Below are 21,013 nucleotides of genomic sequence, written 5' to 3'. Positions count from 1 at the left end.
AGCGTTGGGGCATGACGGTGATGCAGACCACGCCAGCGGACACCGAGCAGGCCACCCGCGTCGACATCTGCTCCGCCCCGCCCCGGCGCCATCCCCGCCCCGACGGCCAGGACCGCTACACGATCAGCGAGGTCGTCGCCTTCACCGGCCTGACCGCGCACACGCTGCGCTGGTACGAGCGGATCGGCCTGATGCCGGACGTCGACCGCTCCCACACCGGCCAGCGCCGCTACAGCAACCGCGACCTGGACTGGCTGGACCTCGTGACCAAGCTGCGCCTGACCGGCATGCCGGTGGCGGACATGGTCAGGTACGCGGAGCTGGTGCGGCAGGGCGAGCAGACGTACCGGGAGCGGCAGCAGCTGCTGGAGTCGACCCGCCGCGACGTCCTGGCCAGGATCGCGGAGCTGCACGACACGCTCGCCGTCCTGGACCGGAAGATCAGCTTCTACGCACGGGAGCAGTAGCGCGCCCCGCGGGGGACGGGGGGCAGGAGCGCGCCCCCGCGCCCGCAGAGGATCGGGGTACCGGCGCGAGCGACCGACGCCGACCCGCAGCCGCCCGTCCGCCGCACCCGGCAGAGGCCGGGGTCCGCCGCGCCCGGCACACGCGAAGGACCGACATACCTGGCAGAAGCCAGGAACCGCTGCGCCCGGCAGGCGCCAGAGTCCGCCGCGCCCGGCAGAAGCCGGAGCCCGCCGCGCCCAGCGGCTGACGCTAGAGCTCGGCCAGCAGCTCCGCCTTCTTGGAGGAGAACTCCTCATCGGTCACCAGCCCGGCCCGGTGCAGCTCCCCGAGATGCCGGATCCGCTCGGCGATGTCCGCGGGGTCCCGCCGCGTCGGGGCCGGTACCACGGGTACCGGCCCCCGGGACCGCACGGCTGCCAGAACCGCCGCGGCGAACGGCAGCGACTCGTGCACCGGCCCGTACCCCAGCCCGAAGACCACGGCCGCCGGATCCTGGTCGGGCGGTACCGGTCCCGTCGTCCCGGCCGAGCCCTCTTCGCGCCGCACCAGCCGCAGATGTCCCTCGAAGGCCTCCGGCGAGCGCCACTGCACCCCGCTGAGGTCGGCGACCGCGAAACTCTGGTCCCCGGCCTTCCACTTCGTCGAGGACGCGCCCGTCCAGGACCACCGGAACTGCACCGACGTCCCGTCGAAGGACGCCTTCCCGTCGTACGCCTTGAACTGGAGGGGCGTCTCGGGCGCGGCCACCAGGTACCGGTCGGCGGGCCCGGCGCCGGACTCGGCCAGCAGCCCCTTCAGCTCGTCGGCGTAGTACTCGGCGAGCGTCGACCGCTCGGCCGGCAGCACCAGACGGTAGGGGTCGCAGCCCTCGCGCAGCTGCCCGGCCGCGGCCTCCATCAGTGGATCCGCGCCCGGGCGCGGCCGCAGCCGCAGGGCGACCGTGCCGCGTCTGCCCGCGGTGAGGGTCACCTCGTCGACCGCGGACAGCGGGATCCGCCGTTCGCCCAGCGCCTGGAACAGCTTCGGTGTCCGAATCCCCCGTTCGTAGCGGATGAGCACGGAGTCGGACTCGAACTCCCAGACGGCATGAAACCCCGCCAGTACGTCACCCATGCGGCTCATCGTATGCGGCACGTGCTCCTCCGTCGCCACCCGCGCAGACCGCACTTCCTGCTGTTTCTACGCGCGTCCGGCCGTCGTCGTGCCGGGCAGATCGGCCCGGCACGCATCGTTTCCATGCACACACGTCACCTCGTCGTACGCGCCCACTCCGACGTCGGCGAGGTTGCGCAGGCTGTCCGTGCCTGGCTGGAAATAGCCCGCGTGGCCCTGCGCGTCCTGCGCCGAGAGCACCCGTGCGCCGAACGCCGAGGACACCGGGTCCGCCCCGTGCCCGAGCCCGCCGACCTCCAGGTACGGCACGTCCTGCACCCAGTCGGTGGCGTCCCGCATCGCCCACACCCGGGCCGAGGTGCCCAGGCGGGAGGCGCTGGTGACCCGCATACCGGGGCTCGCGGCCACCGCTATGTCGGCCACCCGGCGGGGCATGCCGTGCGCGGCGACCCCGCAGACCACCGAGCCGTAGCTGTGGCAGAACATCGACACCGGCGCCCGGCCGGGCAGGGCGTCCAGCAGCGCGTTCAGGCGCACGGCGCCCTCCTCGGCGCGCAGCCCGGTGGCCGCGTCCACGCCGAGGCCGTCGGGAGCGGTGTAGTCGGCCCAGGCGATCACGGCCGTGCCCGTCGAGGGGCTTTGCGTCCGCTCGGCCTCGTACAGGGCCTCGGCCATGCCGACCGTGGCGCTGTACTTGCGGTACGTCTTCTGGAAGGTGAGCAGATCGGTGTCGACGCCGGGGACGACGACGGAGATCCGCTCGGCCGAGGTGAGGTTGCCGAACACCTCGGCGATCCGGCCCGAGCCCTCGGGGTCGAAGGCGAGGATCTGCCGCCCGGGCTGCCTCAGCGCCTCGTAGCGGTGCATACGCCGGCCCGCGTCCTGGTGGCCGGCCGCGCTGAGCCGGCTGTCGTGCATGCGCTTCTTCTCGACCTTGCGCGCCTGGTCCAGCGCGATGCGGTTGGCCCGGTAGCGCAGGGAGACGGGGGCGCCGTTCATGTTGCCGACCGCGAGGGGGTAGCGGTGGGCGAGACGGTCGCGCTCGTGCGGGGTGAGCGAGGCGAAGAAGCGGGTGAGTCGCGCCGGGGAGGAATCGGGTGCCGGCAGGTGGAGGCCGTGGATGCTGCCGTGCTCCCACTTGGCGAGCGAGGCCTGCAAGGCGGTCGGCTCCCGGTGGGTGCGCAGGGCGGTCCAGCCGGTGGTCGCGAGCATCACGAACACGACGCCCAGCGCGAGCAGCGCGCGCCAGACGTTGAGTTGCGGGGAGGTGTCGAAGGAAGTCACTGGGAGGACACACTAGGAGAACGAGAGGGTCTCGCGGTAACTCAGTGACAGGTATCACGTTTCGCGAAAGATCCGAACGATCTGCGAAGGAAATGCGAACGATCTCAGTCGGAACGCCAGTTCCCCATGAGTGCCGAGCCCACCTGATCGAGGTGTGACGCGGTGAGCGCGCGGATCGCCTCCAGGCTGAAGTCGTCGCCCGTGCTCCACTGCCGTTCGCTGACCCTGATCACCCCGCCGAGGACGGCCACGGCCAGCCGCGGGCGCGGATCGGCGTCCACGTCGACGCCCTCGCGCTCGGCGAGCAGCCGCGCGATGACCTCCTCCGTGGCCGCGGAGCGCCGCAGATGGGCGGCGAGCAGCGCGGGCGTCGACTCGATCGTCCGGTACATGCGCACGTACAGCTCCACCGGTACGACCGCCTCGATGGCCTCGCTCAGCCCGTCCCAGCCCTCCAGAACGGCCTGCCGCAGGGCCTCCATCGGTGCCTCGTGCGGGGGTCGTTCGCGCACCGCCGCGACGAAGCGTTCCTCCGCCAGCTCCTGGGCGGCGAGGGCGACGTCCTCCTTGCCGGCGAAGTAGCGGAAGAAGGTGCGCTGCGAGACGTCGACGGCATCGGCGATCTCGGTGACGGTCGTGTGCTCGTAGCCCTGGGTGGTGAACAGCTCCAGGGCGGAGCGCAGGAGGGCGTCCCGGGTCCGCTGCTTCTTGCGCTCGCGCAGAGTTTCCATAATGTGTCAGTTACCGACTTGTGATTTTGTTTGTCAAATGTCAGCGGCTGTCACTAGCCTCGAACGCATGACCAGTCAGACCACCATCGACACGACGGGACCGGAGGACAGCGCGCCGGCGGCCCCGGCGGAGTCGGTCCCGGCCCCGGGGCTGCGCGGCCACCCGTGGCTCACCCTCATCACCGTCGCCGTAGGGGTCATGATGGTGGCCCTCGACGGCACCATCGTGGCCATCGCCAACCCCGCGATCGCCAAGGACCTGCACGCGAGCTTCTCGGACGTGCAGTGGATCACCAACGCCTACTTCCTCGCCCTCGCGGTCTCCCTGATCACCGCGGGCAAGCTCGGTGACCGCTTCGGCCACCGGCAGACCTTCCTCATCGGCGTGACCGGCTTCGCCACCGCTTCGGGCGCCATCGGCCTGTCCCACAGCATCGCCGCGGTCGTCACCTTCCGCGTCTTCCAGGGCCTGTTCGGCGCCCTGCTGATGCCGGCCGCGCTCGGACTGCTGCGGGCCACCTTCCCGGCCGAGAAGCTCAACATGGCGATCGGCATCTGGGGCATGGTGATCGGCGCGTCCACCGCGGGCGGCCCGATCCTCGGCGGTGTCCTCGTCGAGCACGTCAACTGGCAGTCGGTGTTCTTCATCAACGTGCCGGTCGGTCTGATCGCGCTGCTCCTCGGCCTGATGATCCTGCTGGACCACCGGGCCCAAAACGCGCCTCGGTCCTTCGACGTTCTCGGCATCGCCCTGCTGTCCGGCGCGATGTTCTGCCTGGTGTGGGCGCTCATCAAGGCCCCCGCCTGGGGCTGGGACGACGTCAGGACATGGGCGTTCCTCGCCGTCTCGGTGCTGCTCTTCGGCGTGTTCGCGTTCTGGGAGACGAGGGTCGCCGAACCCCTCGTCCCGCTCGGGCTGTTCCGCTCCGTACCGCTGTCCGCGGGTGTGGTCCTCATGGTCCTCATGGCCATCGCCTTCATGGGCGGCCTGTTCTTCGTGACGTTCTACCTCCAGAACGTGCACGGCATGAGCCCCATCGACGCCGGTCTGCACCTGCTGCCCCTCACCGGCATGATGATCGTCGGTTCCCCGCTCGCGGGCGCCGCCATCACCCAGCTCGGCCCGCGCATCCCGCTGGCCGGCGGCATGGCCGCGACCGCGATCGCCATGTACGGCATGTCGACGCTGAAGGCCGACACCGGCAGCGGCGTGATGTCCGTCTGGTTCGCCCTGCTCGGACTCGGCCTCGCGCCGGTCATGGTGGGTGCCACCGAGGTCATCGTCGGCAACGCCCCCATGGAACTGTCGGGCGTGGCGGGCGGCCTCCAGCAGGCGGCCATGCAGATCGGCGGCAGCCTCGGTACGGCGGTGCTGGGTGCCGTGATGGCCTCCAAGGTCGACAGCGACCTGCCGGGCAACTGGACCGGTGCCGGGCTGCCGCAGCTCACCGCCGGTCAGCTGGACAAGGCCTCCGAGGCGGTGCAGGTCGGTGTGGCCCCGGTCGCCAAGGGCACCCCGGAACCGATCGTCGCGAAGATCACCGGCGTCGCCCACGACACCTTCATCTCCGGCATGAGCCTCGCCTCCCTGGTCGCGGCGGGCGTGGCGGCGGTGGCCGTCCTCGTCGCGCTGCTCACCAAGCGGGGGCAGAACGCGGAGGCGGGCGCCGGAGTGGGCCACATCTGAGATTCCGTGAGATCCCGGGAAGCGCCGTGGTGTCACCCGGGATCTCGTGCGGTCCCCTCTCCCCGAGTCCCCTCTCCCCGGGTCCTGGCGGATTTCGCCTATCAGGGTGACTCCGCTAAAGATTCCTCGCCCGCGGTGCGCGCCGCAGTTCACAGTGGGTCAAGTCCTCCGCAGGGCATGGGAGGGCGAGGGGCCGTGGCGCGCGCTGCCGGAGGGGGGCGGCGCGCGCAGGTCTGCCCGCACGGAACCGGGGTACCCGTTGTTCGAAGCCGAACCGACCATGAAATCCAGGGAGTTGATGATGGCAGGCTTCGGGCAAGGAACGCGCGGGTACCCCCGGTCGCGTGGCCGGACATGGCGACGGACCGGGCCGGACCGTGCGACGCTCGGGATCATCGGCACCGTCTGCGCGGTGGCCGGCTTCTTCGCACTGGGCATCGTCCTCGGCCCGGTGGCGATGTTCTGCGGCTGGCAGTCCATGGGTCGCAAGTGGTCCTCCGACCGGAACGTCCCGGCCGTGGTCGCCCTGGTCCTGGGTGCCATAGACACCCTGCTGGCCATCGTCGCCCTTGCCGGCGTGGCCACGTGGGGCCACGGGATGCTGTAACCGGCTCACGGCTCACGGCTCACGGCTCACGGCTCACGGCTCACGGCTCACGGCTCACGGCTCACGGCTCACGGTCCGCGGTCGCCGCGCGGCCGTGGGCCGCCGCGTGCCTGCGCGGACGCTCAGCTCCGCTGCTCCTCCCGCTCCTCGGCCAGCCGGGCCACCTCCGCCCGCAGCAGCCGGACCTCCTCGGCCAGAGTGGCGATCGCCTCCGTCTGCCGCCGCTCCTCCACGTCGTCCTTCTCGAACCGGGAGATGAACCAGGCCGCGATGTTCGCGGTCACCACACCCAGCAGTGCGATCCCGGAGAGCATCAGCCCCACCGCGATCATCCGCCCGAGCCCGGTCGTCGGCGCGTGATCCCCGTACCCCACGGTCGTCATCGTCGTGAACGACCACCACACGGCATCACCCAGCGTGCGGATGTTCCCGTTCGGCGACTCCCGTTCCACCGACAGCACCGCCAGCGACCCGAACATCAGCAGGCCGATCACCGAGCCCACGACATACGTCGTCAGCCGGATCTGCGGAGCCATCCGGGCCCGCCGCCCCACCAGCAGCAGCGTGGACACCAGCCGCAGCAGCCGCAGCGGCTGGAGCACCGGCAGCACCACCGCGCACAGATCGGGCCAGTGCGTGCACACGAACTCCTTGCGCCGGGGCGCGAGGGCCAGCCGTACGAGGTAGTCGGCGGCGAACGCCCCCCACACCACCCATTCCACGACCGTGCACGCGGACGTGAGGGAGTACCCCGCCGAACCGTCCACGATCGGCACCGCGTAGGCGACGGCGAAGGCCACCGCGAGCGCCAGCAGCGGCCGTTGGCTGAGCCGTTCCCAGCGTTCCTGCGCCGACCGTTCCCGCATGCCTTTCATGACCGAATCGTAAGGAAGCAGTGAGGGCGACGCGGACATGAGCCCCGTCGCCCTTACGCCGACTGCCCGGTAGCGCCTATGCGTCGCCGCCGGCCGCCCCCGGATCCGCCGCCGAGACGTCCAGCAGCTGGTACCGGTCGATGGCCTGCTTCAGCACGGACCGGTCGAGCTTGCCGTCCCTGGCCAGCTCGGTCAGCACCGCCACCACGATCGACTGGGCGTCGATGTGGAAGAAGCGCCGGGCCGCGCCACGGGTGTCCGCGAAGCCGAAGCCGTCCGCGCCGAGCGACTGGTACGTGCCCGGCACCCACCGCGCGATCTGGTCCGGAACCGATCGCATCCAGTCGGACACGGCCACGAACGGGCCCTCGGAGCCGCTCAGCTTCTGCGTCACGTACGGCACCCGCTGCTCCTCCTCCGGGTGCAGCAGGTTGTGCTCCTCCACGGCCACGGCCTCGCGCCGCAGCTCGTTCCAGGAGGTGGCCGACCACACGTCGGCCTTCACGTTCCAGTCCTCGGCGAGGAGCCGCTGCGCCTCGAGCGCCCACGGCACCGCGACGCCGGACGCCATGATCTGCGCCGGGATCGCGCCGCCCGTGGCCGCGCCGATGCGGTGGATGCCCTTGAGGATGCCCTCGACGTCCACGCCGGCTGGCTCGGCCGGGTGCTGGATGGGCTCGTTGTAGACGGTCAGGTAGTAGAAGACGTCCTCGCCGTGCGGGTGCTCGGCGTCGCCGCCGTACATCCGGCGCAGGCCGTCCTGGACGATGTGCGCGATCTCGTACGCGTACGCCGGGTCGTAGGCCACGCACGCCGGATTGGTCGAGGCGAGCAGCTGCGAGTGGCCGTCCGCGTGCTGCAGGCCCTCACCGGTGAGGGTCGTACGGCCGGCGGTCGCGCCCAGCACGAAGCCGCGCGACAGCTGGTCGGCCATCTGCCAGAACTGGTCGCCGGTGCGCTGGAAACCGAACATCGAGTAGAAGACGTAGACCGGGATCAGCGGTTCGCCGTGTGTGGCGTAGGCCGAACCGGCCGCGATCAGCGAGGCCGTGCAGCCCGCCTCCGAGATGCCGTCGTGCAGCATCTGGCCCGTCGGCGACTCCTTGTACGCGAGCAGCAGGTCCCGGTCGACCGCCTCGTACTGCTGGCCGAGCGGGTTGTAGATCTTTGCGCTCGGGAAGAAGGAGTCCATGCCGAACGTGCGGTACTCGTCCGGCGCGATCAGCACGAACCGCCTGCCGATCTCCTTGTCCCGCATGAGGTCCTTGAGGAGGCGCACAAAGGCCATCGTCGTGGCGATGGACTGCTGGCCGGTGCCCTTCTTCACCGTCGCGTACGTCTTGTCGTCCGGCAGCGCGAGCGGCTGGGAGCGCACGACGCGGGTCGGGACGTACCCGCCGCACGCCTTGCGCATGTCGTGCATGTACTGGATCTCCTCCGTGTCGCGGCCCGGGTGGTAGTACGGCGGGACGCCGGACTCCAGGTCCTTGTCGGAGATCGGCAGGTGCAGACGGTCCCGGAAGCGCTTGAGGTCGTCGACCGTCAGCTTCTTCATCTGGTGGGTGGCGTTGCGGCCCTCGAAGTTCGGGCCCAGCGTCCAGCCCTTGATGGTCTTGGCCAGGATGACCGTCGGCTGGCCCTTGTGCTCCTTGGCCGCCTTGAACGCCGCGTAGATCTTGCGGTGGTCGTGGCCGCCGCGCCCCAGGTGCAGGATCTGGTCGTCGGTCATGTTCTCGACCATCGCGCGCAGCCGCAGGTCGTCGCCGAAGAAGTGCTCGCGGATGTAGGCGCCCGACTCGGTGGCGTAGGTCTGGAACTGCCCGTCCGGGGTCGTGTTCATCTTGTTGACCAGGACGCCGTCGCGGTCCTGGGCGAGCAGCGGGTCCCAGGTGCGGTCCCAGATCAGCTTGATCACGTTCCAGCCGGCGCCCCGGAAGACCGACTCCAGCTCCTGGATGATCTTGCCGTTGCCGCGCACCGGGCCGTCGAGCCGCTGGAGGTTGCAGTTGACGACGAAGGTCAGGTTGTCCAGGCCCTCGCGAGCGGCGATGGACAGCTGGCCGAGCGACTCCGGCTCGTCCATCTCGCCGTCGCCGAGGAACGCCCAGACGTGCGACTTGGAGGTGTCGGCGATGTCGCGCGCCTGCATGTAGCGGTTCATGCGGGCCTGGTAGATCGCGCCGAGCGGGCCGAGGCCCATGGAGACCGTCGGGAACTCCCAGAAGTCCGGCATCGAGCGCGGGTGCGGGTAGCTGGAGAGGCCGTTCGGGTACTTCGACTTCTCCTGCCGGAAGCCGTCGAGCTGCTGCTCGGTGAGCCGGTCGAGCAGGTAGGCGCGTGCGTAGATGCCGGGGGAGGCGTGACCCTGGAAGAAGACCTGGTCGCCGCCGTCGCCCTCGTCCTTGCCCCGGAAGAAGTGGTTGAAGCCCACGTCGTAGAGGGAGGCGGAGGAGGCGAAGGTGGCGATGTGGCCGCCGACGCCGATGCCGGGGCGCTGGGCGCGCGAGACCATCACGGCCGCGTTCCACCGGGTCGCGTTGAGGATCCTGCGCTCGATCTCCTCGTTGCCGGGGAAGAACGGCTCGCTCTTGGTGGGGATCGTGTTGACGTAGTCCGTGCTGCGCATCTCGGGCACGGCCACGCGCTTCTCGCGGGCACGCTCGATCAGGCGCAACATGAGATAGCGGGCTCGCTCCCGGCCGCGCTCGTCCACGGCGGCGTCGAGGGAGTCGAGCCACTCCTGGGTCTCTTCGGGATCGAAGTCAGGAACCTGACTCGGAAGGCCGCCAATGATGATCGGGTTGCGATCGGATCCGGAAGCCACGCTGTTCCTTACCTGTCAGAGGGGCGCTTTTTTGACTTTTCGCTCGTGCCTACACCGATCCCCATCGTGTACCTAGGGGAGGCGTACGTCATCTCTACCGTGGGGTAACCGGACCGGGGTCCGGTCAAAACGCAACGATACGCCCGGGGTGTGACGGGCATGGCAAAGTTGTTCGATGGTCGTATCGCCGGATGATTCCGAATCGTGCAAAGCGGGCACATCGGTGTGATGTGAGCCAGGATGGATCGGGATACCGTGCAAGGAGTTGCGACGACACGGCCGGGATCGTCACCGTTTCGGCGGTCTGGAGGGCCGGGTACTTGCGCGATCGGTCCCGCCCGTGTGGACTACGGCCAATGCTTCGCGCACGCGCGTGGCTGAGATACTCATCAAGACATGATCAGGAGGCAACCCGTGAGCGCGACCGCGGACCACGCGGAGGAGCGGACGAACCCTGCCGCCAGGCTGGGTTTCCAGCCCGGGCAGGTGGTCCAGGAGATCGGCTACGACGACGACGTCGATCAGGAGCTCCGCGAGGTCATCGAGGAAGCCATCCAGAGCGACCTCATGGACGAGGACTACGACGACGTGGCCGACGCCGTCGTGCTCTGGTTCCGTGACGAGGACGGCGACCTGACCGATGTACTGGTGGATGCCACCACCTACATCGAAGAGGGTGGCGCCATCCTGCTCCTCACGCCGAAGACCGGCCGTACGGGGTACGTGGAGCCGAGTGACATCTCGGAAGCCGCGACCACCGCAGGCCTGACGGCGTCCAAGAGCGTCAGCGTCGGCAAGGACTGGAGCGGCTCGCGTCTGGCGACGCCGAAGGCAGCGAAGTCCGGCAAGAAGTAGACGGCCTCGTCCTCGGGGCGTCGGACGGGCCGGGAGTACCCGGCCCGTCCGGAGGCCTGCGGACGGCCCGCGGTGATCGCTGCGTAGGGTGGTTCCGAGCGCTTGCTGTGCTCTCACCCGAACAGCCCACCGAAGGGATGCACGACGATGGCGATCCAGGTCGGCGACAAGGCGCCCGACTTCGAGCTCAAGGACAACCACGGCCGCACCGTGAAGCTCTCCGACTTCCACGGTGAGAAGAACGTGGTGGTGCTCTTCTACCCCTTCGCCTTCACCGGCGTGTGCACCGGCGAGCTGTGCGAGCTGCGCGACAACCTGCCGAAGTTCTCGGACCGCGACACCCAGCTGCTCGCCGTCTCCAACGACTCCATCCACACCCTGCGCGTCTTCGCCGAGCAGGAGGGCCTGGAGTATCCGCTGCTGAGCGACTTCTGGCCGCACGGCAACGTCTCGCGCGCGTACGGCGTCTTCGACGAGGACAAGGGCTGTGCCGTCCGCGGCACCTTCATCATCGACAAGGAGGGCGTCGTGCGGTGGACCGTGCTCAACGGCCTGCCGGACGCCCGTGACCTGAACGACTACGTGAAGGCGCTCGACACCCTGTGATCCGGTTCCTGGGCCGACACCTGTGATGCACGGGGTCCAGGGTCTGCGGGGTGCGGGAACCCGTCACTAGGATCGGCACGTTGATCCCATATCCGAAGCACGACGGGGCTCCCCGCCCCTCGACACCACATGGAGGACCCGTGGGAGTCAGCCTCAGCAAGGGCGGCAACGTATCGCTGACGAAGGAGGCCCCGGGCCTGACCGCCGTCATCGTCGGTCTGGGCTGGGACGTGCGGACCACGACCGGCACCGACTTCGACCTCGACGCCAGCGCGCTGCTGCTGAACAACGCCGGCAAGGTCGCCAGCGACCAGAACTTCGTCTTCTTCAACAACCTCAAGAGCCCCGACGGCTCGGTCGAGCACACCGGCGACAACATCACCGGTGAGGGCGAGGGGGACGACGAGCAGATCAAGGTCAACCTGGCCGCTGTCCCGGCCGACGTCGACAAGATCGTGTTCCCGGTGTCGATCTACGACGCCGAGAACCGCCAGCAGTCCTTCGGCCAGGTCCGCAACGCGTTCATCCGCGTCGTCAACCAGGCGGGTGAGCAGGAGATCGCCCGCTACGACCTGAGCGAGGACGCCTCCACCGAGACCGCGATGGTCTTCGGCGAGCTGTACCGGAACGGCGCGGAGTGGAAGTTCCGCGCCATCGGCCAGGGCTACGCCTCGGGCCTGCGCGGCATCGCCCAGGACTTCGGCGTCAACGTCTGACGCCTGACAGTTCCACCCGCCGTCCGGCGCCGCACCGTTTACGGGCGGCGCCGGACGCGCAGGACAACCAGGGAAGCACCACTAGGGGAGGACCAGCATCATGGGCGTCACGCTCGCCAAGGGAGGCAACGTCTCCCTCTCCAAGGCCGCACCGAACCTCACCAACGTCATGATCGGGCTCGGCTGGGACGCGCGCTCCACGACCGGAGCCCCCTTCGACCTGGACGCCAGCGCCCTGCTGTGCGGCGCGGGGAACCGGGTGATGGGGGACGAGTGGTTCGTGTTCTACAACCAGCTCAAGAGCCCCGACGGCTCGGTGGAGCACACCGGTGACAACCTCACCGGTGAGGGCGAGGGCGACGACGAGTCGATCCTGGTGGACCTGCTGAAGGTCCCGGCCACCTGCGAGAAGATCATCTTCCCGGTCTCCATCCACATGGCCGACGAGCGCGGCCAGACCTTCGGCCAGATCTCCAACGCCTTCATCCGCGTGGTCAACCAGGCCGACGGCCAGGAGCTCGCCCGCTACGACCTCAGCGAGGACGCCAGCACCGAAACGGCCATGATCTTCGGCGAGCTCTACCGCTACCAGGGCGAGTGGAAGTTCCGAGCGGTCGGCCAGGGGTACGCGTCGGGGCTGCGCGGGATCGCCCTGGACTTCGGGGTCAACGTTTCGTAAAGCCGTGACGGCTGCTGCGCAGGGGGACTCCCGGCTCGCCGTGCCCGGCATCGGGCGGAGACCCTGGCACGTCGCCGACTTCGGACGAACGGAGTGCGCACTTGAAACGGGAACCGGAACAGACGCCGCTGCGACTCAACCCCGCACTCTCCGCGTTCGTGTACTGCGCCGTGCTGATCGCCGGTGTCGTCCTCATCGTCACCGGGCGGGCCAATCCCGTCGAGGCATCCGGATTCACCTCGCCCTTCCTGGTGATCTTCGAGGGAGTCAAGGGTCGCTGACCAGCCGGACCTGTGGGTTTTCCGTGCAGGTCGCCCTGGCCGCCGTCCATGACCGGGTGCCCCTCTACACTCGTGGTCAACGTTTAGCAAAGCTGAGTACGGCGCGGGGGAGACCCGTACCAACACGATGGGGTAGCCAGTGCTTCTCAAAACCTTCGGCTGGTCGTTCGCGGTTACCGCGGTCGGTCTGGTCGCTGCGGTCTTCTACGGGGGGTGGGAGGCCTTCGGCATCGTGGCGATCCTCTCCGTCCTCGAGATCTCGCTGTCGTTCGACAACGCGGTGGTCAACGCCGGAATCCTGAAGAAGATGAATGCCTTCTGGCAGAAGATCTTCCTCACGGTCGGCGTACTCATCGCGGTGTTCGGCATGCGGCTGGTCTTCCCCGTCGTCATCGTCGCGATCACCGCCAAGATGGGCCCGATCGAGGCCGTCGACCTCGCTCTCAACAACAAGGACCGCTACCAGCAGCTGGTCACCGACGCCCACCCGGCGATCGCCGCCTTCGGTGGCATGTTCCTGCTGATGATCTTCCTCGACTTCATCTTCGAGGACCGCGACATCCAGTGGCTGCGCTGGATCGAGCGGCCCCTGGCCAAGCTCGGCAAGGTCGACATGCTGTCGGTCTGCGTCTCCCTGGTCGTGCTGCTGATCACCTCCTTCACCTTCGCCACCCACGCCCACCAGCACGGCGGCGCCCATGTGGACAAGGGCCAGACGGTCCTGATCGCCGGCATCGCCGGCCTGATCACTTACATGATCGTCGGCGGTCTCTCCGGCTACTTCGAGGACCGGCTGGAGGAAGAGGAGGAACGCGAGCACGAGGAGGAGGAAGAGGCCGCCCGCAGCGGCAAGCAGCGCTCGGCGGTGGTCCTGGCCGGCCAGGCCGCGTTCTTCATGTTCCTCTACCTGGAGGTCCTGGACGCGTCCTTCTCCTTCGACGGCGTGATCGGCGCCTTCGCCATCACCAACGACATCGTCCTGATGGCGCTGGGCCTCGGCATCGGCGCGATGTACGTCCGCTCGCTGACGGTCTACCTCGTCCGCCAGGGCACCCTCGACGACTACGTCTACCTGGAGCACGGCGCCCACTACGCGATCGGCGCCCTGGCCGTGATCCTCATGGTCACCATCCAGTACGAGATCAACGAGGTCATCACGGGCCTCGTCGGCGTGGTCCTGATCGCCTGGTCCTTCTGGTCCTCCGTCCGGCGCAACCGGGTCCTGGAGGCCGAGGAGGCCGGCACCGGCGAGAAGGCCGAGATCTCCTCCGGGGTGTGACACCCCACGCGGTGAGGAACGCTCTGTTCGGGGCGGCCGACGTGGTCGGCCGCCCCGACGGCGTAGTGACGAGTACCTGGTGTACCTGGGGGCGGGAATGGGATTCTTCGACGGGCTGCGCGGCGGCCGGGCCGAGTTCGACTCGGGCAGTGCCGCGACCAACGCGATCGAGCTGACCCGGCGGCACCAGCAGGTGTCGCTCACCAAGCAGGACGCGGCCACCGGCCATCTGCGCGTCAACCTGACCTGGCGGATGCGGACCTCCGACTTCGACAGCACCCAGCGCACGAGTCTGTTCCGGCATCCCTTCAGGGCGCTCAAGCCGCCGGAGGTGCTCGGGCACGGGCAGAGCATGGTCAACGTCGACCTGGACCTGGGCTGCCTGTACGAGCTGACCGACGGCACGAAGGGCGTCGTCCAGCCGCTCGGCGGCTATCTCGGGGACGTCAACGCACCCCCGTACATCAAGCTCAGCGGGGACGACCGGTTCGGGTCGGCGTCCGGCGAGACGATGTACGTCAACCTGGACCACCGGGACGCGATCAAGCGGTTGCTGGTCTTCGTGTACATCTACGACCAGACACCGGCCTTCGACCGTACGCACGCGATCGTGACGCTCTACCCCAGCAACGGCCCCCGGATCGCGATAGGCCTGGACGAGCGGCATCCACAGGCCCGCTCGTGTGCGGTCGTGATGATCGAGAACGTCAAGGGGGAGCTGGTGGTCCGGCGCGAGGTGAAGTTCGTGTACGGCTTCCAGGGCGAGCTGGACCGGCTGTACGGGTGGGGGCTGACCTGGGGGCGGGGTTACAAGTCGGTCGAGCGCTGAGTCGGGCGGTGATCACTCTCGGCCGCGGGTGTGCGGGGCCGGTGGGCGGACCGGCACGCGGGCGCGGGCCCGCGTGCGGCTGATCGCGCGGTTCTCCCCGGCGCCCCCGAGCCGGCCGTTCCCGGCGGTCGTCGGGCGTCTCCGCCGGTCGTCGGGCGTCCCCGGTGGCCGTCGGGTGTCTTTGGCGGCTGTCGGCCGTCCCTAGCGGCCGATGAACTGCGGCCCCTGCGGCGGCAGCCGGAAGTTCGGGTCCAGGGGTCCGGCCAGGGCCGGCTGGGGCTGGGGATAGCCGTAGGCGGGCGGGGCCGAGGTCGGCTGGGGGTAGCCGTACGACGGCTGCTGCGCGGACGTCGGCTGCGGATAGCCGTACGCCGGCTGGGAGGGGAACGCCGGCGGCTGCTCCGGCGGCAGCGGCTGGGACGTGGTCTCGGGCAGGGCCTGGGGCGGCTCCTCCTCCGCCTCCGACTCGTCCACGGAGATGCCGAAGTCCGTGGCGAGGCCCTTCAGACCGTTCGAGTAGCCCTCTCCCAGCGCACGGAACTTCCAGCCCTCCCCGCGGCGGTACAGCTCGCCGCAGATCAGCGCGGTCTCGGCGCCGGTCTCCGGCTTGATCTCGAAGCTGGCCAGCGGTTCGGCATCGGCGACGGCCGCGTCGTAGACCATGATGCACAGGGCCGGGACACGGTCGAAGGAGAGGCCGTCCGCGGAGGCCACCAGCAGGATGCGGCCCACAGCGGGCTCGACCCCCGAGAGGTCTGACTGGATCGTGTCGGTCAGGCCCTCGGTGATCCGCTTCTTGCCGAGGCGCCACACCTTCCCGGACGGGTGCCGGGGCTGGTTGTAGAAAACGAAGTCCTCGTCGGAGCGCACACGGCCGTCGGGGCCCAGCAGCAGCGCCGAGGCATCCACGTCCGGGACCCCCTGTCCGGGTGTCCAGCGCAGCACGGCGCGCACCGTGGTGGCCTCCAGCGGGATGTTCGACCCCTTCAGCATCGCGTGCGTCATGCCGTCATCCTGCCTTCTGCGTCCTGGCCACGACAATGCGGGGGGTGTTGTCGCCGACACGGCCGAGTTACCGGAAATTCATGCCCGCGGGGAACCCCCGACATAGCTCCCTACGTACTATTACCGGCCACCCTTTACCGAATCCACGGACTCGGCTTGTGCACTGAGGAGTCCTATGCGTCATTTCGGGCACATCGCCCCTCAGGTGCGGCAGCGCCTCTTCCACCGGGAGCCGAGCGCGTTCAGCGCCGACTCTCCGGCGAGGCTGCTCTCCGCGGCCCTGGGCGCCACTCTGTACAGCCCGGCCACCCGGCCGCGGCTCGCCGACGACATCGTCAAGCAGGCCGGCAACGGCGTGGTCTCGATGGTGCTGTGCCTGGAGGACTCGATCGACGACGCGGACGTCGCCGAGGGCGAGGAGAACCTCGTCAGGCAGTTCGCCGACCTCGACTCCCGCACGGGCGTGGAGCCGCCCCTGCTGTTCATCCGGGTGCGTGTCCCCGAGCAGATCCCCGACCTCGTACGGCGCCTCGGCGCGGGCGTGCGGCTGCTGTCCGGGTTCGTGCTGCCCAAGTTCACCGAGGAGCGGGGTCTGCCGTTCCTGGAGGCCATGGCCTCGGCCGAGGCCGAGAGCGGGCACCGGCTGTTCGCCATGCCGGTCCTGGAATCGCCCGAGCTGCTGTACCGCGAGTCCCGCGTGGACACCCTGGAGGGCATCGCCCGCGCGGTCGGCAAGTTCCGCGACCGCGTGCTCGCCCTGCGCCTCGGCGTCACCGACTTCTGCTCCTCCTACGGCCTGCGCCGGGCCCCCGACATGACCGCGTACGACGTGCAGATCGTCGCCTCGGTGATCGCCGACGTGGTCAACATGCTCGGCCGGGCCGACGGCAGCGGGTTCACCGTGACCGGGCCGGTGTGGGAGTACTTCCGGGTCTCCGAGCGCATGTTCAAGCCGCAGTTGCGCCAGAGCCCCTTCCTGGAGGGGCAGGCCGTCGAGCTGCGGGAGAAGCTCATCGAGCACGCGATGGACGGGCTGCTGCGGGAGATCTCCCTGGACCAGGCCAACGGCCTGCTCGGCAAGACCTGCATCCACCCCTCACACGTCCTGCCCGTGCACGCGCTGTCCGTGGTCAGTCACGAGGAGTTCAGCGACGCCGAGGACATCCTGAGGCCGGAACGGGGCGGCGGGGGTGTACTCCGTTCGGCCTACACGAACAAGATGAATGAAGTGAAGCCGCACCGTGCCTGGGCCGAGCGGACCCTGCTGCGCGCCGAGGTCTTCGGCGTGGCCAAGGAGGACGTCGGCTTTGTGGAGCTGCTCGCCGCCGGAATACCCGGCTGACTCTTCCCAACCCAAGGAACGCATGAATCACGCAGTGAACGACGGGGTCTGGTCCGGCAGCTGGGTCGCCGAGCGGCTCGGGGTCGAACTGGAGGGCGACGACGGGCTGCCGGCCCTGCTCGGGCTCGCGTTGCGCCGCAACCCCAAGCGGGCCCACCTGCTGGTCTCGAACGTGCTCGGCAAGCATGTGCCCCAGTCGCCGTCCGTGGTCTACGGCCACGGAATCCGTCTGGGCCGCCGGGTCCGCGAGCTGCTCGGCGAGCAGGAGGCCGCCCGGTCGGTCGTCCTCGGCTACGCGGAGACCGCCACCGGCCTCGGCCACGCGGTCGCCGACGGCCTGGGGCTCGCCCCGTACCTGCACTCCACGCGCCGCCCGGTGGCAGGGATCGCACCGGCCGGCGGCTTCGAGGAGTCCCACTCCCACGCCACCTCCCACCTGCTGCTGCCCGAGGATCCCGCGCTGCTGGCCGGCGACGGTCCGCTGGTGCTGGTCGACGACGAGTTCTCCACCGGCAACACCGTCCTCAATACCATCCGTGACCTGCACGAACGCTATCCGCGTCGCCGCTATGTGGTGGTCGCCCTGGTCGACATGCGCTCGCCCGGGGACGCGGGGCGCCTGCGGCGGTTCGCGGAGGGCATCGGCGCCCGGGTGGACCTGGTCGCGGCCGCCTCCGGGACCGTACGGCTGCCGGAAGGGGTGCTGGAGAAGGGGCAGGAGCTGGTCACGCGCTACGGGGCCGACGCGTGCGGGTCCGGTGCGGCCGGTGCGGTGCCGCCCGGCCGCGCGTCCGGTGCGGGGCGCGCCCGCGCGGCGGAGCCGCATGACGTCCCGCCCCGCGCTCCCGCAGGGGCGCACGAGCCCGACCAGGCTGCACCCGTGCCCTCGCACCGCAGTCTCGGGGACATCTCGCGCGTGGACCTGCACTGGCCCCAGGGCCTGCCCGACGGTGGCCGTCACGGGTTCACTCCGGAGCATCGCGCCCGGCTGGAGGCCGCGCTTGCCGGGATGGCCGCCCGGACGGCCGACGCCCTGCCCGCCGGCGCCCAACGCGTCCTCGTCCTCGGCTTCGAGGAGCTGATGTACGCCCCGCTGCGCCTGGCCTGCGAGCTGGAGCGGCTCGTACCCGCCGAGGTGCGCTACTCCACGACCACCCGCTCGCCGGTCCTCGCGGTCGACGACCCCGGCTATGCGATACGCACCCGCCTGGTCTTCCCCGCCCACGACGACCCGGCCGACGGCCCCGGCGAGCGCTACGCCTACAACGTCGCGGGCGCCGGCTTCGACGCCGTCGTCGCCGTGGTCGACTCGGTCGCCGACACCCCCGCGCTGCACGCCCCCGACGGGCTGACGGCCCGCCTCGCGGCCCACGTCCCGCACGTCCTGCTCGCGGTCGTCCCCTCCTACGTCCCCGAACCGCTCTCCCTCCCCGAAAGGCCGGCCATGCTGCCCGAGCCCCTCCGCGGCCCCGCCTTCTCCTCGTACGCGCCCGAGGAGGTCGGCTGGCTGCTGCAGGACCTCTCGGACGTGACCCTGGAGGCGCCGACCGAGGAGCGTGAGGAGGCCATCCAGAGCGGCGGGGCGCACTACGCCGAGTCGCTGCCGGTGGAGTACCAGCCCAGCGAGCAGTACCAGGAGCTGTTCCGCACGGCCCTGGACGCCTCGGCCGCCCGGATCGCGCAGGCCGTCGGCGTCGTCACCGAGACGGTCCTCGCCGAGAGGTCGCCGCGCCCGGTCCTGGTCTCCCTGGCCCGCGCCGGCACCCCGGTCGGCGTGCTGATGCGCCGCTGGGCCCAGGACCGGCACGGCCTCGACCTTCCGCACTACGCCGTCTCGATCGTCCGCGGCCGCGGTATCGACGCCAACGCGCTGCGCTGGCTCGCCGCCCACCACGACCCGAGGGACGTCGTCTTCGTCGACGGCTGGACCGGCAAGGGCGCGATCACCCGCGAACTCGCCCAGGCCGTCGAGGAGTTCGAGGCGAAGGAGGGCGTCACGGGCTTCGACCCGGAGATAGCCGTACTCGCCGACCCCGGGTCCTGCGTGCGCACCTACGGGACCCGCGAGGACTTCCTCATCCCGTCCGCCTGCCTCAACTCGACCGTTTCCGGCCTGATCTCCCGCACGGTCCTGCGTGCGGACCTGGTCGGTCCGCACGACTTCCACGGCGCCAAGTTCTACCGCGAACTCGCCGGCGCCGACGTCTCCGTCGCCTTCCTCGACGCCGTCGCCGCCCGCTTCCCGGAGGTCGCCGGCGCCGTCGGCACCGCGGTCAAGGAGCTGATGGCCGAGGACCGCACCCCGACCTGGGCGGGCTGGCAGGCGGTCGAGCGGATCAGCGAGGAATACGGCATCCACGACGTGAACCTCGTCAAGCCCGGCGTCGGCGAGACCACCCGGGTGCTGCTGCGCCGGGTGCCGTGGAAGATCCTCGCCAAGGCCGGCGCCGGCGCCGACCTCGATCACGTACGGCTGCTGGCCGAACAGAGAGGAGTACCCGTGGAGGAGGTCGGCGAACTGCCGTACACCTGCGTGGGGCTGATCCACCCCAAGTACACGCGGGGTGCCACGGGCGCCGACGGCAAGGCGGTGAACCTCTGATGCCGGTGCTGGTGGCGAGCGACCTCGACCGTACGCTGATCTACTCCTCGGCGGCCCTGGCGCTGACCATGCCGGATGCGCGGGCGCCCCGGCTGCTCTGCGTGGAGGTGCACGAGAGCAGGCCGCTGTCCTACCTGACGGAGACCGCGGCCCAGCTGCTGTCCGACCTCGGCGACACGGCCGTCTTCGTGCCGACGACGACCCGCACCCGCAAGCAGTACCAGCGCATCAACCTGCCCGGCCCCCAGCCGGCGTACGCGATCTGCGCCAATGGCGGGCATCTGCTGGTCGACGGCGTCACGGACCAGGACTGGCACGCCTCGGTGCAGGCGCGGCTCGCCGACGAGTGCGCGCCGCTGGAGGAGATCCGCGAGCACCTGGCGAGGTCCGCCGATCCCGTCTGGGTGCGCAAGCACCGGATCGCCGAGGACCTGTTCGCCTATCTGGTCGTCGAGCGCGAGCTGCTGCCCGAGGACTGGGTGAAGGAGCTGGCGGTGTGGGCGGAGAACCGCGGCTGGACGGTCTCGCTGCAGGGCCGCAAGATCTACGCCGTCCCGAAGCCGCTCACCAAGAGCGCGGCCGTGCGCGAGGTCGCCCGGCGCACCGGCGCCGAGCTCACCCTGGCCGCCGGGGACTCCCTGCTCGACGCCGACCTGCTGCTGGCGGCCGACCGGGGCTGGCGCCCCGGCCACGGCGAGCTGGCCGACGCCGGCTGGAACGCACCGCAGATCAGTGCGCTGCCGGAGCGCGGTGTCCTGGCGGGGGAGCGGATCCTCAGGGAGTTCCTTAGAGCGACCCGCACGGCAGCTTCCTAGGGGCGCGGGAGGGCGCTAGCCGCAGCACCCGCCGCCGCAGCATCCGCCACCGCCGCCGCCCGCCCGGGGCGCGGCGGCCGGCGCGGACGCCGAGCCGCCCACGGCCACCGTCGACAGCAGCTTGACCGTGTCGTCGTGGCCTGCCGGGCAGGCGGCGGGGGCGGCGGACTCCGCCATCGGACGGCTCAGTTCGAAGGTGTCGCCGCAGGTACGGCAGCGATAGTCATAGCGAGGCATGTGCACAGGTTAACCGGAGTGGTGCTGCTCACATTGCCTCAAAGTTTCATGAGCGTTCGGGTCTGCCCGATACTTGTGGGGAGATTTTGAAAAGATCGCTGATAACTTGGCTGAGCCGCGAGGAGCCGTAAGACCGGGGGGATAAGGGGGTTCTCCGCGCCGCGACCATCACCGCGGC

The 21,013-nt window shown here is 70.0% G+C and carries 20 protein-coding genes; 13 read left to right on the top strand and 7 right to left on the bottom strand.

The genetic code is table 11. From position 1 onward, the window contains the following. Positions 1–11 precede the first annotated feature (11 nt). Positions 12–467, top strand: coding sequence for a MerR family transcriptional regulator (locus ACFZCP_RS18425; RefSeq protein ID WP_362678952.1), 456 nt, complete (start codon positions 12–14; stop codon positions 465–467). 250 nt (positions 468–717) lie between these two features. On the opposite strand, the gene ACFZCP_RS18420 is transcribed toward ACFZCP_RS18425, so the two are convergent. The 3 genes from ACFZCP_RS18420 to ACFZCP_RS18410 form a co-directional block, all read right to left on the bottom strand. Next, a complete protein-coding gene (locus tag ACFZCP_RS18420) occupies positions 718–1,581 on the bottom strand; it encodes a DUF4429 domain-containing protein (protein ID WP_391428068.1) in 864 nt (287 codons plus the stop codon). A 66-nt stretch (positions 1,582–1,647) separates the two neighbouring features. Further along, positions 1,648–2,865 (bottom strand): alpha/beta hydrolase, encoded by a 1,218-nt coding sequence (locus ACFZCP_RS18415; RefSeq protein WP_391428067.1) that lies wholly within the window; start codon positions 2,863–2,865, stop codon positions 1,648–1,650. 104 nt (positions 2,866–2,969) lie between these two features. Further along, entirely contained in the window at positions 2,970–3,596 is a 627-nt protein-coding gene (locus ACFZCP_RS18410) for a TetR family transcriptional regulator (RefSeq protein WP_362678961.1), read from the bottom strand. Positions 3,597–3,663: 67 nt separating this feature from the next. Here ACFZCP_RS18410 and ACFZCP_RS18405 point away from each other — a divergent pair, with 67 nt between their 5' ends. Both ACFZCP_RS18405 and ACFZCP_RS18400 read left to right on the top strand, forming a co-directional pair. Then, positions 3,664–5,283: a DHA2 family efflux MFS transporter permease subunit gene (locus tag ACFZCP_RS18405; protein ID WP_391428065.1), complete on the top strand. Its 1,620-nt coding sequence runs from the start codon at positions 3,664–3,666 to the stop codon at positions 5,281–5,283. Positions 5,284–5,581: 298 nt separating this feature from the next. Further along, on the top strand, positions 5,582–5,890 hold the full coding sequence (locus ACFZCP_RS18400; protein ID WP_116151367.1) for a small hydrophobic protein: 309 nt from the start codon (positions 5,582–5,584) through the stop codon (positions 5,888–5,890). A gap of 122 nt (positions 5,891–6,012) precedes the next feature. Here the strand turns inward: ACFZCP_RS18400 and ACFZCP_RS18395 are convergent, their stop codons facing one another. Continuing rightward, complete coding sequence (locus tag ACFZCP_RS18395) at positions 6,013–6,756, bottom strand: ion channel (RefSeq protein WP_391428321.1); 744 nt, start codon at positions 6,754–6,756, stop codon at positions 6,013–6,015. Between the two features lie 85 nt (positions 6,757–6,841). Beyond that, entirely contained in the window at positions 6,842–9,589 is a 2,748-nt protein-coding gene (gene aceE / locus ACFZCP_RS18390; RefSeq protein WP_362678967.1) for a pyruvate dehydrogenase (acetyl-transferring), homodimeric type, read from the bottom strand. Positions 9,590–10,003: 414 nt separating this feature from the next. Between aceE and ACFZCP_RS18385 the strand changes: the two genes are divergently transcribed. The 7 genes from ACFZCP_RS18385 to ACFZCP_RS18355 all read left to right on the top strand — a co-directional run bounded on the left by ACFZCP_RS18385 (position 10,004) and on the right by ACFZCP_RS18355 (position 14,834). Then, entirely contained in the window at positions 10,004–10,444 is a 441-nt protein-coding gene (locus ACFZCP_RS18385; RefSeq protein ID WP_362678970.1) for a DUF3052 domain-containing protein, read from the top strand. Positions 10,445–10,591: 147 nt separating this feature from the next. Beyond that, a complete protein-coding gene (locus ACFZCP_RS18380; protein ID WP_362678973.1) occupies positions 10,592–11,050 on the top strand; it encodes a peroxiredoxin in 459 nt (152 codons plus the stop codon). A 140-nt stretch (positions 11,051–11,190) separates the two neighbouring features. Then, positions 11,191–11,766 carry a TerD family protein gene (locus tag ACFZCP_RS18375; RefSeq protein ID WP_362678977.1) on the top strand — a complete coding sequence of 192 codons (576 nt, stop codon included), beginning with the start codon at positions 11,191–11,193 and terminating at the stop codon, positions 11,764–11,766. A gap of 100 nt (positions 11,767–11,866) precedes the next feature. Continuing rightward, entirely contained in the window at positions 11,867–12,445 is a 579-nt protein-coding gene (locus ACFZCP_RS18370; RefSeq protein ID WP_391428062.1) for a TerD family protein, read from the top strand. Positions 12,446–12,546: 101 nt separating this feature from the next. After that, entirely contained in the window at positions 12,547–12,726 is a 180-nt protein-coding gene (locus ACFZCP_RS18365) for a hypothetical protein (protein WP_362678984.1), read from the top strand. 139 nt (positions 12,727–12,865) lie between these two features. Then, a complete protein-coding gene (locus ACFZCP_RS18360) occupies positions 12,866–14,005 on the top strand; it encodes a DUF475 domain-containing protein (RefSeq protein WP_391428060.1) in 1,140 nt (379 codons plus the stop codon). A 97-nt stretch (positions 14,006–14,102) separates the two neighbouring features. Next, complete coding sequence (locus tag ACFZCP_RS18355; protein ID WP_362678990.1) at positions 14,103–14,834, top strand: Tellurium resistance; 732 nt, start codon at positions 14,103–14,105, stop codon at positions 14,832–14,834. 201 nt (positions 14,835–15,035) lie between these two features. Here the strand turns inward: ACFZCP_RS18355 and ACFZCP_RS18350 are convergent, their stop codons facing one another. After that, entirely contained in the window at positions 15,036–15,839 is an 804-nt protein-coding gene (locus tag ACFZCP_RS18350) for a TerD family protein (RefSeq protein ID WP_362678993.1), read from the bottom strand. A 175-nt stretch (positions 15,840–16,014) separates the two neighbouring features. Here ACFZCP_RS18350 and ACFZCP_RS18345 point away from each other — a divergent pair, with 175 nt between their 5' ends. Genes ACFZCP_RS18345 through ACFZCP_RS18335 form a run of 3 tightly spaced genes read left to right on the top strand, consistent with a single transcriptional unit; the run spans position 16,015 to position 20,598 of the window. Beyond that, positions 16,015–17,181: an HpcH/HpaI aldolase/citrate lyase family protein gene (locus ACFZCP_RS18345; RefSeq protein WP_391428058.1), complete on the top strand. Its 1,167-nt coding sequence runs from the start codon at positions 16,015–16,017 to the stop codon at positions 17,179–17,181. A 22-nt stretch (positions 17,182–17,203) separates the two neighbouring features. After that, positions 17,204–19,783: a phosphoribosyltransferase domain-containing protein gene (locus tag ACFZCP_RS18340; RefSeq protein ID WP_391428057.1), complete on the top strand. Its 2,580-nt coding sequence runs from the start codon at positions 17,204–17,206 to the stop codon at positions 19,781–19,783. Continuing rightward, entirely contained in the window at positions 19,783–20,598 is an 816-nt protein-coding gene (locus ACFZCP_RS18335) for an HAD family hydrolase (protein ID WP_391428056.1), read from the top strand. The genes ACFZCP_RS18340 and ACFZCP_RS18335 overlap by 1 nt, the downstream gene beginning before the upstream one ends. Before the next feature lie 15 nt (positions 20,599–20,613). Here ACFZCP_RS18335 and ACFZCP_RS18330 read toward each other — a convergent pair whose 3' ends face one another. Then, positions 20,614–20,835: a zinc ribbon domain-containing protein gene (locus tag ACFZCP_RS18330; RefSeq protein ID WP_361119994.1), complete on the bottom strand. Its 222-nt coding sequence runs from the start codon at positions 20,833–20,835 to the stop codon at positions 20,614–20,616. Positions 20,836–21,013 lie beyond the last annotated feature (178 nt).

The sequence above is a fragment of the Streptomyces sp. NPDC007971 genome (assembly GCF_042958635.1).
Classification (GTDB): Bacteria; Actinomycetota; Actinomycetes; order Streptomycetales; family Streptomycetaceae; genus Streptomyces.
This window is presented reverse-complemented; position numbering and strand designations above follow the sequence as displayed.